The sequence below is a fragment of the Leucobacter sp. CX87 genome (assembly GCF_018682295.1).
Lineage (GTDB): Bacteria > Actinomycetota > Actinomycetes > Actinomycetales > Microbacteriaceae > Cx-87.
On the sequence record NZ_JAFIRI010000004.1, the window covers coordinates 22190 to 38757 of the forward strand.

The window sequence follows — 16568 nt, forward strand, 5'->3', positions numbered from 1 at the left end:
CTATCTATTCGGCCAGACCGTCCACGATGAAGTGGAGGTTCGACGCTCGCAGCTCGACGACGTGCTCGCCGGGGACGAGCGTGTCGAGGCCATCGAGGAACTCCCGGATCTCTTGGTCGTCTCCCGCGTTGCCGACCTCCACCACCACCGAGCGCGGGTCGGAGTTCACCGGCACGGTGACGTAGACATATCCGCCGTGCTCCTCGACCTCCATGTTGGTCGTGTAGTCGACCCCCAGGATCGTGACGTCCGCCACGCCCGGCGCCGGCCAGTTCCACCAGGCAAGCGCCCCCACCGTCAGCGCGGCAGCGGCAGCGCCCCCGGCCCACAGCAGCGTGCGCCGCGGGCGGGACGCCCCCGAGCCCTCCTGAATCTCCGGTTCCATTGCATGCTTGCCGCGATCAGTCATCGCCACCCCTTCTCTCATGATGTCTTCCGAGCGTGCGGCGAGCGCTGGCGTCGCACCCCAGCGAACACGACGACGAGGCCGAGCAGGATCAAGACCGCGACCCATCCCAGCGCGAAGCTCGAACCGGTGAACGCCAGCGCGACCTTCACGAACGGGAAGCTCAGCGTGCGATCGCTCTGCACGGCGGAGATGTCCACGCTGCCCGCGTCGTCGAGCGTCGTAATCTGCGCGCTCTGCGACACCGCCCGCTCGCCCTCGAGCGACGCGGTCGTGCTCCCGCCGCTCAGGAGGTAGCCCCCGGGAACCGCAACCGCGGTACGGTACTCGCGCGGCAGGAGGTACCCGTCCGAGTGCTCGTCGTAGTCCGTCGGGGACACCGCGAATTCGTACGCCCCGTCCGCGTCGGTGAGCTGCGACGAGTTGCCGCGGGCATCGGTGGCGATCTGCCACTCGCCCTCCACGAGCTCCCAGAGCGTCACCGTCTGGCCCGCGAGCACGCCCTCGCCCGGCTGCTGCGCGCCGTCCTCGTTTGCGTCATCCCAGATGGTGCCGCCGACGATCGCCTCGTGGGCGAAGGCTTGCAGGCCGATGTCCATCTGCAGGTCGTCTCGCACCGAGGTCACATCGATGACCGTTCCGTCGTGGTCGACGATCGAGAACCCGTGTGTGACGCCGGTGTGGGTCTCGCCCGAGCCGGGATCCGCCGCGATGAGGTCGCTATCGAGCGCGCGGTCGTCGCCCGCGTTGAGCGGCGACCAGACCTGGTAGCCCTCGCGCACGGCGGAGACGCGGTACTCCCGCGGCGCGAGGAAGTTCGCCTCGCCCTCGTCGTAGTGCGTCGGGCTCACGGTGAAGCTGTAGTTGCCCTCCGCGTCGGTCTGCGTCGTGTCGTGGCCGCCCAGGTCCGTTACCGGCACCCAGTCATCGCCCACGCGCTCCCACAGGGCGACGGTGCGACCGGCGATGCCGATTTCGCCCTCGTCCTGCAGGCCGTTCGCGTCAGCGTCGTCCCACATTCGACCGCCGATGGTGACAGCGTCAGCGAAGACCGCGAACCCAGCGTCGGCCGTGCGCACGTCGCGTGCCGAACCCAGCACAACGCCCTCGGCATCGGAATCGACCAGGGCGATCGCCCCGGTGAGGACCGAGCTTCGCGGCTGTGGCACCGGGATGCCGTCCACGTCGCTTCGCCCCGTCGGGAAGAACACGTTGCCGATCTCCACGAGTCGGAGGTTCGCCGGCGCCGTGATGAGCACGCGGTACTCCTCGGCGAGGCGGTAGTGCGCCGAGCCCTTGTCGAGATCCGCGACCTCGACGGAGAACTCGTACCGCCCGTCGGCGTCGGTGGTCACCGAGGCGTGCCCATCCGCGTCCTCGTGCGCCTCCCAGAGGCCGGTGTCCCGGTTGAGCTGGAAGAGCGAGACCGCAAGGCCCGCGATTCCGGGCTCGGCAGGATCCTGCACGCCGTCGACGTTCGTGTCCTCGTAGACGGTGTCGCCGAGCACCCGGATCGAGTCGTGCACGACGACGCCGCCATCGACCCGGTCGGTGTCAGCCACGCTGCCGTACTGCGCGTACCCGTTCGCGTCACCCGACACGAGCGTGAACTCCTCCGAGACCGCGGCGTGCGCCGGGTCGGCGATGCTGTGGCCGTACAGCGCCACGCCCCCCGAGACGAGGTATCTGAACTTCGAGTTCTTCGTGTCGTCCCCTGCCTTGAACGCAGAGAGCGTCTGGCGGGACGTCAGGTCAAACTCGACCACATACACGTGCGGCTGGTTGAACCGGGCGCTCGCGGGGTCCTGGTCGGCGGCATCGGCCACGAACGCGTACGCGCCGTCGGCGTCGGTCTGCGTCTCGGCGGCGACGACGAGCTCGCCGTCGACCACGCGGTTGAGCACCACACGGAGATCCGGGATCCCGGGTTCTCCCGCGTCCTGCACGCCGTCCCGGTTCCGATCATCCCAGACGAAGTCGCCGATCGTGGCCTGCGTCGCGAGGCCGAACAGCCCCAGGTCGACGTGCTCGGCGTCCACACCCACAAAGGTCTGGATCGGGAGCAGCTCGTTCTGGAGCTCTCCCAGGATCCGGCTGTCGGACACCGCCGTGTGGGCGATATCGCGCGCCGCCAGGGTGAAGTCGTTGTCGAGCGTCGGGTCGTCCCCCGCATGCAGCACCGTGACGTCCTGCCAGAGCGGAATCGACGTGACTCGCACGCGGTACTCGTACGGCTGCAGCGCGATGCTATCGATGATGTGGAGGTTATTGAAGCGGTACGACGCTGCCCCCACATGCTGCATGACGACGTCCGAGTCCTGCGCCTGGGCGGGCTCGATCATGCGGCCGCCGGCGTCCTGGCGGGCATCGACCCACGCGTCTCCGACCCTCACCTCGAGCGTCGCGGTGTACTTCTCCGCTGGCGCGGCGTGGTCGTTCTGCACGCCGTCGCGATCGCTGTCCACGAAGACCTCGCCCGAAAGCGATGAAAGCGCGTGCCGTACGAGGCCGAGGTCGACGGTGTTGTCGGTCACGCCGAAGACGACCCCGGTGCCCTCGTCAATCTCGACGACGCTGATCAGGTGCTCGCCCACCGGGGACGCGCCGTGCATCGTCCCGTTCGGGAAGAAGTCCGAGTCCACCTCGTTTGCCTGCGTGCCGGCGACCGCCGCCGCCAGGAACGCGTTCGTCGGCGCGAAGGTGTACCCCGTCAGCAGGTTCTTGGCGACCACCTGGTACCGGGTCTCGACCGGCTGACCGTCCGCGTAGAGCATGCTCGGGACCTGCGTGAAGTAGTAGTACCCGTCCGCGTTCGACACCGCAGAACGCGCGAACTCGGTACGCACCCACTCGTCGCCGGAGCGCGTGTACTGCTCGAGCTGCAGCTCCTGGCCCGCAAGCCCGGGCTCGCCCGCGTCCTGCACGCCGTCCCGGTCCAGATCGTCGAACACCCGGTTGCCGATGACGCCGTAGGTGGTCTTCTCGTAGAAGCCCACGCTCACCGAGTCGCGGTCCGCGAACTGTGACCGGAAGAGCCCCTCGAGGTCGAAGTGGAGGGCGCCCGTCTTCACGATCTTCGTGCCCTTCTCGTTCACGCCGTCGTTGTCGTTCGCCTCGGCGAACGGGTCGGCGTGGTGCACGAAGGGCGACACCAGGCGCTCGGTGTTGAACCCGTCGTTCTCGTCCGTCACCTCGACGGTGTACTGGCGATCCACCGGTAGTAGCGCGAAGGAGTACTTCCCTTCCGCATCGGTGACCTGCACCATGGGGTCGCCGTAGACGTCGACCGCGGTTTCGCCGTTCGGGCGCTTCAGCGTGACGTGATACCCCGGAATCCCGGTCTCGGTCGGACCGGCCTGGTAGCCGTCGAGGGTCGCGATGTCCTCCGCGAAGACGGTGCCGCCGACCAGGATGGTTTCCGCCACCCCGATGTCGAAGCTCATGCGCTCGGCGTCGGTAGTCTGCGTGTCAACGCGGGCCGGTTCGGTGATCGTCACGAACGCCGAGCCATCGACCGCAGCCGGGATGTCGAGCGCGGCGCCGGGGGCGAAGTTCTGGACCCCGGCACCCTGGAACACCTCGGCGGTCGTCGCGAGGAACCTGTCGTACTCCCTCGGGAACTCGTGCATCACCCGGTAGTCGCCCGGCGTGATGTTCGAGAAGGTGTAGTACCCGGCGTTGCCGTGGATATCCGACTCGGTAGCGGTGACGAGTGGGCCCTCGGAGGGGATGGGCTTCGCGAAGACCTCGTCCAGCACGGACTCCCCCGTCGCCTCGTCGACGACGACCCAGTCGCCGCCCGCCTGGTGGATCGGGTTACCGAGCGCGTCAACGTTGTAGCCCGCAGCCGTGAGCAACGTCACCCGCACACCGTTGATTCCCGGGTCGTCGACCTCGCCGTCAAAGTTCAGGTCCTGCGACGGCGACAGGTGCGTGCGCCCGTTCTCGTCGACGTAGGGATCCCCCTCATCCTGCTCGCCGTTGTAGTTCACGTCATTCCACACGTAGTTGCCGAGGTAGACGTTGTCCTGCTTCTCCGTCACGACGACGCCCGCATTGTTCGACTCCTGCGGGATGAACCGGCTGACGCGTTGCGTCGCCACGAACGAGTTCCAGAGCGACGACGCGGCCTTCTTCTCGGGCTCGTCGAACTGCTCGAGGTACGCCGGGGCGTTGTGCGGGGCCTGCATGGAATAGGTGAGCTTGAGCTTGTTCTGGCCGGGGAGCTGTTCGGCGGGGTTGTTGAAGAGCACGAGCAGGCTCTTCGCCTGCTGCAGCAGCGCCGGATCATTCTGGAGTTCGCTCAGCTTGACGAAGTACTTGTCGCGCGTCGCCGAGGGGATGCCCGGCAGGCCGAGCGCGTCATAGAACGACTCGCTCGCGGCCTCGGCGTGGGGCACCAGGTCGGTCTGCACGATCTCTCCGCCCCGCTTCGTGAACGGGCCGACGTACGCGGTGTATTCACCCGCGCCGTACGTCTTCTTGTCGGCGCCCTCGCGCTCGAGCTTCAGGCTGTCTGGCCGGAGCCAGGCCGAGTACTGCGAGTCCCGCGCGATGCCCGCATTGGTGATCGACGTGTCCTTCACGAACGGCAGCACGTCGTACAGGATCGGGTACGGGTACGCCCGGTCCCCCGCCTCCTTCGAGTTGTCCACCGAGACCTCGAACGCGAACTCGCCCCCCTGACGGACGGGGGTCAGCTCCGGCGCGACGGTTCCTGCCCGGTTCAGGTCGGAGTAGGCCACCTTGCGCTTGCCAAAGTTGTCGTAGGTCTCGTACTGGAAGAGCGACTTCTCCGAGAACACCAGCCGGTCGTTCAACAGGCGGTTGTCGTTGAAGTCGTTGCTGTCAGTGGAGTACCCGAGGCGGTTGCCCGAGTTCTGCTGCGAGTTCAGCGGGTGCAGCAGGCCGGTGTTGTTGGTGACCATCGCGCGAGACCGGAGGTCCTCCGCGTCCGCGCCAGGCGAGTACGCATCGACCGAGCCGATGAACTCGACCACGATCTTGTCGCCGGGGAAGACGCTCCCGTCGAACCACACCGACACCACGTTCCGGTCAAAGCCGGCCCACGGCCCCGAGTAGATCTTGGTGTGCGTGAGATGCGAGTCCGGGCTTGCCTCGGTTCCGTCGGCCCGCAGCAGCTTCCACGTCCACAGGTTGTTCTCCTTGTCCGTCAGCGAGTACCGCGAGCGGTGCTCGTCGCTGAGGGGGTGATCCTGCGTGATCTGGTCGCGCGGCACGTAGGTAAAGTCCGCGCCGGACTCCATCACGGCCGGGAGCTGGAAGGTAACGAAGGGGTCGACGAGCGTGTCCTCGGCGTACGTGTTGTCCTCGTCGCGCGACCACATGGTGTCGTCGGCGTTGATGAACTCGCCGCTGAACTTCAGGTGCGGCGAGGACTTGGGCGCGATGGCAGTGACGTCGGACCAGCCGAATCGCTGTTCCGTCGGCTTCGTCGAATCGCTGCGGTAGTAGAGCGCGTCGTAGTTCACGTTCACGACCGGGCGCGACGGCGTCAGGTACGACCGGGTCTCGCTCTGCGCGAGCTTTGACACACTTGTCCCCACGTAGTTGCCCCACACCTGCGCGGTGCCGTAGACGAACAGGGTCGACTTGGCGTTCGAGGAGATGCGCACGCCGAAGGCGATGGCGTTATCCGTCACCGAGGCCGGATACTGCGTGGTGCTCTGATTCGTCGGGTCCGTGTCGAGGACCGACTGCGAGCCGTCGGCCACCGGGTCCGCGTCGATGTCGAGGCGGGTGCCCTGGGGAACCAGGTAGTTGCTCGGGTCGAGCGCCTTGACCACCACGCGAATCTTCCGCTGGCCCGCCTGCTCCGACGTGGGAATGTCGAAGCGTTCATTGGTCAGGATCGAGGTGCCGCCGGGGTTCAAGAGTTCCCAGTCTCCGGCCTCGTACCCGTCTTCCGCGAGCTCGTCGGACACGTAGACGTACGTCTTGAACGCCTCGTCCACGCTCGTCCCGTTCGCCGCGAGCCGGTCGAGCATCGCCTGCGGCAGCGCCCACGCGCCGGACGTGACGTAGCGCGTGCTCGTGGCGATCTCTTGATTGCTGACGGAGACGGTCGAGTCATTCGATTCGTCGGTCGGCAAGACATTCTCGATCACGAGCTCTTTCAGGCCGGATCCCGTGTTCTTCGCGTGCGTGATCAGGTACTCGATCGTGTCCGAGGAGTTGAAGTACGTGTCCCCGGACATCCCATTCGAGTAGGCGATGCGCGGCCGCGTGGTGTTGATGCGCACCTGGGCCCTCGGCTTCAGGATCTCGATCTCGACCGTGTCGGCAGCGTAGATGCCCGCGAGGTCGCCGTTGCTGTCGATATCGGACTGCGCGCCCGTGTCCGACGCGTGAGTGTGGTACTTCATCGACTTCAGGGACTGCACGATGAAGTCTTCTGCCCGCTGCGGGCCGCCCGCCGGGATCAGGCTTACGTCGTCAGAGATGAGCGAGACATACGAGTCGGCAATCAGCTCGTCCGCGCTCCAGACGTGGTCCTGCGACGCGACATTGTCCGCGTAGCCGTCCACGAGCTGCACCTCGTAGAGCACCTTGAAGCTCTCGCCCGAGCGCAGCTGCCCGGAGGTGCCGCGCTCGTTCGGCGGGGTCGTCACGACCCACTGGATGCGGTTGCGGTGCGCATCAGCCGCGAGTTCGCCCGGGGTCATCCGCTTCACCGAGTACCCCATGGCCTCGAACGCGTCGCGGTCGTACACCTGGTCACCCAGCTTGATGCGGACCTCGCCGGTCGCCTCGGCAAAGCTCGTCACAAACTGCGTGAGCACGAAGCGCGAGTTGTGCACGTCGCCTGCGGTCTTGATCTCCTCGTACGGGTCGGCCGCGCTCGTCGGCTCGTTCTTCACCTCGGTGACGTACCAGTACTTGCCGGCCGCGTCGACCTGGACCAGATCCTGCTCGGCCCCGTCCGCGAAGGTCGCCGCCTTCGCGGTGTTCGTGATCGACGGCTTCTTGAGGTTGAGCAGGGTGCCGCCATAGGCGCCGCGCTTGTCGTGCTTGGTGGCGAGGCCGTCCGGGGTCAACGCCTGGGCCTTCTCCGTCCAGCCGACGCCGCCGTTCAGCACGATGTCCGTATCGTCGGCGTAATGCTGGGTCGCCGAGATCAGCCGCTCGGTGATCTTGAGCGCGCCGACGTTCTTGCTCCAGGTGCTCGTAGAGTCGCGCCGGGCGCGGTCGTTCACCGTGATGGAGAGCCCGTTCGCGGACTTCACGTTGTTCGGGGCGGCAGAGACGCCCTGGTCGCGCGCGCTGAGCGAGGGGGTCGAGCCCGTCGTGTAGCGATCAGACACGATCGGGTTGAAGACCGGCCGCTTCGTACCGGCGAACGTCAGCACCTCGGTGTAGCGGCTGTCGTCGGTGTCGGCCCCGAACGTCGGGGTGTCGATGGTGACCACGCGGGGCGAGATCACGAGCGACTCGCCGTATGCAACGTCGACGGCGCGGTCACCATCGGCGGTGAAGTGCAGGACGAAGCGCTTGCCGAGCGCGTCCTCTACGAGCTCCACCTCGACGGCGAAGTACTCTGCGACGTCCCGGGCGGGCACCGAGGACTGGTAGGTCACGGCGTTCACCGAGGCGGCGAAGGTGACCTGCTGCAGGTCCGCGAGCTTCGCGTCATACCGGGCGTACGAACCGTCCTTGAGCACCGGCGCGACGCCGTACGGCAGCGCGACCGACACCGTCGGCTCGAACCACGATCCGCGGGCCCCGCCGATGGTCTGGGGGGCGTTCTTCCAGATGTCGTCGTTGAAGTTGTCGCCCGAGTAGTAGTTGTAGCCGCTGTTCACGCGGTTGTACTCGCCGAGCACCTCGAGCTGCTGGTTCTCGACGGTCGAGTTGATGGTGAACTCTTCGTAGAGGTCGACTGCGAAGTCCTGAATGGTGGAGTCGTAGGCGTCGCTATACGAGTCCTTCGTCGCGCCGCTCCATACTCGCAGCGTGGGCTTGCGCATCGCGATCTGGTCGCCGGTGGCCAGGGCGGGCTTGCCGTCCCGCTCGACCTTGGTCGCCTGCGCGTTCAGTCCGCGAATGTAGGTGCCCCAGGGCTCGACCGAGAAATACGAGCTGTAGCTTCCGAAGTCGTACAAGAGGTCGTTGACCTTGATGCCCTGCGGCATGCCGTCGTTCGGGAACCGCGCCTGGTTGTAGGTGCCGATGGCGCGGTTGAACGCGCCGTACTGCTCGCTGTAGATCTCGAGGAACGGCTCCTCGGCGACACTCGTGAGCGTGAGCTCGTCGTGCCAGTACGAGATATCACCGGCCGTCGGGGGCAGCTCCTCGGCGACGCGGACGCGAATGTCCACGCGCTGCGCCTGGGCGTCCTGGCTTGTGCCCGCCGAGTGGAACAGGCTCGTGACCGGGCTGGCAACCGTCACCTTGACGACGTACGGGAGCATGTCGTCGCGGGTGTCCGCCGCGTACGTGCCGGCCTCTTGGGACTGCGCCGGGGCGCGGAAGCCCTGGTCGTCGTCGGGCGTCTGCACGATTTCGACGGTGCTGCCGAGCGCGGCGCCCGCGGCATCGAACGCCGTGATGCCGAGGAGGTTCCCCTCGGCATCAAACGGGCTGATGCCCAGGGGCAGGATCTCGGTGTACTCGAGGCCGCTGGTGATTGCGCGGTCACCCAGGTTTGCGGCGTGCAGCCGCACCGTGAACTCCTCGTGCAGCTGCACGGCGTAGGTGTAGTCGTCCTCGACATAGGGCGTGTAGCCCAAGCGATGCCGGTTGGAGGAGTTCAGCGACCCATCGTGCTCGTAGAAGTTCGCGTTGTCGACGCCCCAGGCGCCGCGCTGGGTGTCGGGAACCATCTCGCTCGCGCCGTACAGCCAGGCGCGGTTGAGCTGCATGCCGTCCTGGGTCCAGAGGATGCGGTCACCGGACGTGACCGCGCCGTCGTTCACGCGCGCCTTTGTCGCGTAGCCGAAGTTCTCGTCGAGCGCGGCCGAGGCGAACGAGACGTACAGGTCGTTCGTGGCCGTCTCACGCAGGTGCGCCGTGTGCGACTTCTGCGCGTTCGCCGACGCGTCGTAGTAGGTGGCCTGCGTGTACGAGCCCGAGGAGCTGCTCGCGTCGCGTCGCTGCTCGTTCCCGCCCGGCTGCCATGAGAAGGAGTTCGAGAGGAACTCTGCCGCGGTCATCTCGTGGCCGCGGTCGCCCGAGATGCCGGCGTCGTGGAGGAGCGTCGCCATGTCCATCGCGACGTTCTGCGCGGTGTTCGCCACGGGAACGTTGCTGCCGTACCAGCCAAAGAGCGGCGCGAAGACCGACGTACCGTTCGGGTACTTGGCGACCGGCAGGCCCGCATCGCGGGCCGTCGCCGCGTAGACAATCTCGATCTGCTCGCCGCGACCGAGGCTGTCGGCACTGAACGAATAGGTGATCACCTCGAAGCTGATCTCGTTCGCGGGGTTGACCTTGGTGTTGGCGGGTTCCGCACCCGAAAGGCGCCCCCAGCCGTCGTTGTGGCGGTCGTTCGCGAACGTCTGCGCGCCTGCGACGTCGAGCCCGGTCTCGGTGCGCACCGTCGCGGTGGGCTGCACGAAGGGGCGGGGGTTCCCCGCGGCGTCGAGCACGCGGATCTCGAGGGCTCCGGCCGCGGTGGCCGCCGTGACGTCCAGCATCCCGTCACTGACGTACTGCAACAGCTCGGCATGCAGGTACTCCGGGATCTTGTCGAAGATCACGGGGTGCGTGAGCGGCGCCTTGCCGTAGGGCGTGTTGGTGGCCGTGCCCTGGAACGTGGTGTGATTCTTCGCGGTCACCCGGTAGTGAATCTGGTCGCCCGGACGGTAGCCGGTCTTGCCCAGCGCCGCGCCGTTGTAAGGCGCCCGGGCCTCGGCTGCGCTGTCGAACGACTGCAGGTTGAACTCGACCGTCGGGATGGCCTTCCACGCGGTCGATGACGCCTCGCTGCGGTACGTGTATTCCGCGACCGGCGATCCGGCAGGATCCTGGTGGGTCAGCTGGGTAGTCGCCTGCGAGGAGATGACATACGACTTCGTCGACTGCGATCCCGCGGTCTTCCAGTGCCCGATACCCGAAACCTGGAAGCTCGGGGCCTCGAACACCGTCGCGGCGTCGCCCAGCGCCGGGACGGTGCCGTACTCGACGCGGAGCTGGTTGACCTCGCGCAGCGTGTGCACCGACGCGTCGAACGCCTCGGCGGCGATCCACTTGCCGCCGGCGTCCAAGAAGGACACCTTCGGCGCCGCGAACTCGCCCGCAAAGCCCGCGGGATAGGTCGGGGCGGGGAAGCCCGTCAGCTCAAACCCGGAGAGCGCACTCTTGTCGAGCGTCACGAACAGGTCGAGGCGCGTGTTGTCGTGCAGGATCTCGTTGCGGATGTTCTTGACCGTCAGGGTCATGTTCTGGCCCGAGACGTTCTCGGTGTCGAAGCGGCTCTCGATGACGAGCTGGTTCGGGTCGGCGTAGCGGTAGAGCGTGTTGTGGACCCGGCCGAGCTGCTCGGCGAAGCTGTCCCCGTCGAAGTTCACTGCCGCGGTCGTGCCGGTCACCCGGTTGCCGTTCGCTCCGTCGCTGTTGTAGCTCATGAAGTGGTGGGCATAGGCCGGCCGCGCGTAGGTGTTCCACTGCAGGGTCTTGCCCTGCGTGGCGCCCAGCCCCGCGCCCGCATCGTTTGTCGCGGTGTACTCGACGAGGAAGAACACAGACTCGCCGTCGTTCAGCGTCAGGTCGAACGTGACGTCGGTGCGCTTGGGGTTGCGCGTGTCGACCGCCACCTGCTCGGCCGGCACGTCGACGGCCGCGTTGGGGCCTTCGCCGATGATCGCCCCGCGGTTCGGGTCACCCAACAGGTATGCCGACGTGGCCTCGACCGAGGAGATTTCCATGAACGCGGGCGCCTCGATGTGCGCCTGCGGGCGAAAGACGGGCAGGGATCCTGCCCCCGCGTTGTCCGTCGCGGTCACGCCCACGTTGCGCAGCTCGTAGAGCACTTTGGTGGTGTCGCCCACCGCGATGTTGGCAAAGTTGATCTGTGCGCCGGTGTCGGCGTCGTAGAACAGGTGCGTCGCGTCTGCCTTCGAGAAGTCGTTCTGCAGATGCACGGCGTGGGTCTGCAGGCGCGCGACCCGCGTGTAGATGCGCGGGGCGAGGGAACTCGTCGGGCTGGCGTGCGTCAGCGTCGGCTTCGCGCCGGCGTTGCCTCCGCCCGCCGAGGCGAAGATCGGGTTGTACGAGGTCACCGTGGCATTCGCGTTGAACGAGCTGTGGTGCATGACCTGCTCGTTGCTGCCCTTGCTGCGCTCGGAAACAAAGCTGGGCTTCGAGTTCCAGTTCGAGCCGTGCTCGTCCTCGTCGACCCACACGCCCGTGACAAAGACGTCTCCGCCGTCGCGCATGCGCGTCGGGAGCGGGACCTCGGACTCCGCCCGGGTCAGCGAGCCCCACAGCCCGACGGTGTCGTCCTTCGGTACGAAGGCGACCGCGATGTTGTCCACGTGCTGCTTGAGCAGCGTGGCCTCGCCGCCGAGCGTCACCGCGACCTCCTGGGTCGTCAGCGTGCCGTCGGCGAACAGCGCCCGCAGGTCGAACTCGTAGTTGCGCGTCGCCTCGTTGAGCGTGAACTCGTCGAGCGCGATCGGGGTGTGCTGCGCACCCTGGGAGACGACCACCGAGTCGACCGACCAGTCGCCCGCGAAGATGTCCTCAGGGATCTCGACCAGCTGCGAGCGGAAGTTCGCGTCCGGCTTGACGTTCAGGACGAGGTCCTTGATGTCGGCCTCGGAGGAGTTCGCGATCCCCGCCACCACCCGAGAGGTATTGGGGGTGACGCCGTCGGCCTGGTAGTCGTAGACCTTGACACTGTCGAATTGCATGTCGAGCGAGGCGCCGAGCTTGGGCGTGTAGCCGGTCAGGGTCGCGCTCGTCGAGTGCAGCAGCGTCTTCATCTGCGTGTCGTCAGGCACCCGGTACAGGTTCGTCGTGCCCTTCAGGGCCTGGTTGCCGTTCACGACCCCGCCGACGCGGACGTCGACCTCGGCGAGCGAGGCGCCGAGGGTGTCGGCGACCGCGCCGTCGATCTCGGCGGTGCGCTCACCGAAGCCGGAGACCTGGCGGAAGATGCCCTCGAACTTCTCGGGGAAGACGCCGTCCTCGCCGAACGACACGGTGAAGCTTCCGTCGCCGTCGTCGTGGATGCCCGCCGCGAGCGAGTTGTCGTAATCGAAGCGAGCGGTGTCGGTCAGCTCAGCCCCGAACGAGATCTCGACGGTCTTCCCGTTCTCGCCGAGCACCCGCACACCGGTGAGGTACTGCAGTGTGCTCGTGTTCGCGATGGCGACGTGCGTCGCCTTGAGGTTGTAGACGCCGTTGTCTTTCGGGCTGGCCGGGTACACGAACTCGTATACGAGCTCGTCATGGAACGACGCGGGGTCGTAGAGGCCCAGCCACTCGTCGTACTCGGTGGCGGCGGGCGAGTACACGTCGGGCCCGTGGCCCGAGTAGTAGCTCCAGTTCGTCGTGTTGGCGTTCCAAATGCTCGCGAGGTACTCGCCCACCGAGCCCATCGTGATGACCTTGTTCGCGAGCGAAGTGTTGTCGTTCGCGCCGGTCTTGGTCTGCGCGAACGGGTAGGCGACCAGGGAGTTGATGCTGGCACGGTCCGTCCGCGTCAGCTCAGTGCCGAGGCCCATCGTGTCGGTCGCGGTGAGGTCGGTCGGCTGCTTGCCGCCCACTGATGACGAGTGGAAGCGGCCCATGTACTCGACGACGTCGTTCTGCACGCCGGCCATCTGGGGGACGGCATCGTTGCCCTCTCGCGTGAACTCAAGCGTGATGTCGACGCGCGACACGGGAGCGTCGGGACGGACGTCCTGATCCCAGGCTTCCTTGTAGTACGGGTGATTGCTCACTCCCGCAACGCCGGGGTAGCTCGCGTACATCTCCTGGTCGAGAATGTCCGGGCGCGCGGTGCCGATGCGCCAGAAGCCTGCGCCCTCGGCGGAGTTGTTGACCCAGTCGCTGCCGGGCACCGTCTTCCAGAGCACTTCCTTGCCGTCGACCATCCGGTAGACGTCCACCGAGTCGACATACTCGCGCATGTCCTCCCGGATCTTGAGGTAGTAGAGGTCGAAGTGCTCGTAGGGCAGCTCGACGTCCACGCTCACGCGTTGGTTGTTGTTGTCGAAGGTCTCGGTGGGCCTCGTGAGCGTCGAGGTGAACCCGCCGAGCGACTTGTAGCCCTGATCGAGCGTGGAGTCCTGCGTGTTGTAGGTGGACCCCTTGCCCCACCAGCGGTAGATGTCGACCGAGTAGGTGTTCCCGGCGCCGACCGGCTGCGTCACCTGGTTCACGCCCTCGACCTTGACCTTGGTCTGGGTCTCGCGCACCGTGATCTGGTTCTTCTGTGTCGCCGACTTCTCGTCCTCGTACGGCGCCTCCTGCGTGCCCGTGAAGGTGGCGCGGACGGTCTGCGAAGACCCGATCTCGATGTCCGCGTTGTACTCGGCAAGGGCGATGGTCTGCGGGCCCTGCAGGCTGAGATTGGTGCCGGAGACGACGATCTTCGCGATGTCCGTCAGGGTGACCTCAGCCGCGGCCACCTCGGGCGCGGTGAACCGCTGCGTCTTGCCCTTCGCATCGACGAACGTGATCGCGGGGTCGGTGACGTTGTCCAGGTACGCCGCCTGCAGCGCGATCTTGCCAAACGCGAGCGCGCCGGACTTGGTCGGCGCGAGCAGGTCGATGACGTACTCGGACTCTGGGGAGTTCACGCCCAGCGTGTCGAGCTGGAACTCGGCCTGGAAGGTCGACTCGTAGCCGACGTGGGTGGTCTTTCGCGTCGCGAGCGTGCCGTAGACGCCGATCACGTCGACCGCGGGGACGAGCTCGTTCGGCAGCTGGATGTCGATGGTCCCGATTGCTTCCGCGGTCGTGTCCTGGTCGTACGGCCGAGGCTGGTAGGTCCGAATGTCGCCGGTCACGAGGTGCTGCTTCGTGAGTTTGTGGCCCACCTTCGCCGAGACGGAGGCGAAGTTTGCGACGCCGTCCGAGGTGAGCGCGTCGGTGTCAATGGTGACCGTCGCCACTCGTTGGGGCAGGGCGACCGTGAAGTCACCGCTTCCCGCGTAGCTCGTCAGGTCAAGCTTCTCGACATCGCCGTCGAGCGTCGCTACCGAGACGCGAAGGTTCTCCCCCTGCGCAAACAGCGCGGCCTTCAGCGTCAGTTCAGCCTCAGTGAGCACCGCGCTCTTCGTGTTCAGGGTGAGGGTGGTGGTCGAGTTCTCGGCGGTCGTATTGTTGACGCCGAAGAGGAAGTCGATCAGCGCCACAGACTCAAACGGCACCGTGGTGTGGTCGCCCTGGGAGTTGATGTCCACCTCGATGTCGGGAACGACCTCATCCGGGTAGATCACGGTGAAGCTCGCGTCGAGCGCGGTCTCGTGCTGCACCTCGGTGTAGGTCGTCTCCTCGCCGAAGTCGTTGTTGCTCGCGATCCGCTCGGTGAAGATCGCGGTCGCCGTGGCAGTCATGACGCCCACCCGCACCGGCTCGCCGAAGACCTTGATGGTCAGCGGCAGGCTCGCGCCGGGCTCGACCCGGTCGACCAGGCTGAACGAGAGCGTGTGGTCCCAGTCCAGGCGCTGCAGGTGCGACACGTCGAAGGTCAGCGTCACGACGCCCGTGGCGTCATCGCGCGCGAGCGCGGTGGCCTCGAGCCCCTCGGTGACGGTGTCGCCCGTGTTCGCGTCGACGTACGAGTAGGTGACCTCAGCCTGCTCAAAGCTCGAAAGGTGCGCCTCGTCAAACTCGTAGGTGACCCGGTCGAGGAGGAAATCTTCGTCCACCTCGTAGCGCACCGAGGGGTCGAAGGTCGGCGCGTTGGAGCCGTTGCGGAGATTCGCGATCTCGTTGAACGTCTCGTAGCCGTAGACGACCTCGTCCTGTTGCGTCGTGTGCGTGAACGAGAACTCGTACGTCGGGACGACGATCTCGCGCTCGACGATCCGGGTCTTCGACCAGTTCGCCGTCTGGGCGAAGAGGATGTTGGTGATCGCGGCCACCTTGAACATCGCGGGCGGGTTCGGGAAGCCCTGCCGACTCAGGGGCAGGGAGATCACGAACTTCCGCTCGGTCGGGCCGGCGGCCCCCGCGGGGGTGAGCTCCTGCTTGTTCGCGCCGTGCTCACGATCGATCGTGATCATGCCAGTGCCCGAGTAGGTGTACGGAATCTCTTCCGTGAGCTCGCTCACGCCGTCCCAGTCGGTCGCGTCGTAGATCAGCACGCCGCCCTCACCCGGGACTCCGACGAACTGGCCCGAGGTGTCCTCTCGGTCGCCATTGGGCACGGGCGCACCGCCCTCGATGTACTTCCAGCGATTGATGTCGAACGGGATGATCCCGTTGACGTTGCTGTCGGTCGAGTCGATGTCAAACGTGACCGAGTAGCCGTCGATGTTCGACGCGACGTTCGTCGAGGTGTTGGTGATCGAGTAGAGGTAGTCGACGTACTGATAGCGGTCCCAGATCGGCACTGAGTCCGTGCCCCCGGCCGGCAGGTGCGCCTGGATGTTGGATTCCCAGCGCAAATCAGACGAGATGACGGAGACTCGCGACTCGTCGTCCAGCTGGTTCGGGGTCTCCCACGAGGAGCCCGGGACCCGGTTGAACATCTCGTACGAGACGGCGCCGCCCAGTTCGAACCGGGTGCCCTCGGGCACGCCACCGTAGGGCCCGTCCGTCTGGTCGTTGTAGGTTGTCAGGAAGATGTCGAACGCGGGGTTCACGCCGGCGCCCAGGTCGCCGATGTACTCCATGACGATCGGTCCGCCCTGGACCGTCGTGTCAGACAGCACGTTCCAGCCGCCGCCTGCGCTCACGCGGCCCTGCACGCCGAGCGGGCTGGGGGCCCGGTCTCGGCTGACGACCTGGTACTCGCCATTCACGTACTCGAGCGAGGGCAGGAAGATCTTGACCTGCACACCGGTTGCGTTTCCCGACGCATAGCCGGGCACGAGCCGGTAGTTCACCCGGGTCTCGTTGCCCGAGGACAGCACGATCGACTTCGAGTTCAGGTACCCGGGGTCACCCTCGTCTACCGTGCCGTTGAGGGTGATGCCCGGCGTATCCGCGGCCTGTGCCGCTGGAATCGCAGTCATACTTCCTG

At 66.5% G+C, this 16568-nt stretch carries 2 protein-coding genes; both read right to left on the reverse strand.

The window, feature by feature from the left end; translation table 11 throughout:
* Window positions 1-4 precede the first annotated feature (4 nt).
* Window positions 5-409 carry a hypothetical protein gene (locus tag KOE53_RS05625; RefSeq protein ID WP_188057739.1) on the reverse strand — a complete coding sequence of 135 codons (405 nt, stop codon included), beginning with the start codon at window positions 407-409 and terminating at the stop codon, window positions 5-7.
* Window positions 410-423: 14 nt separating this feature from the next.
* Window positions 424-16560, reverse strand: a complete 16137-nt coding sequence (locus KOE53_RS05630; protein WP_188057740.1) for an SdrD B-like domain-containing protein — start codon at window positions 16558-16560, stop codon at window positions 424-426.
* Window positions 16561-16568 lie beyond the last annotated feature (8 nt).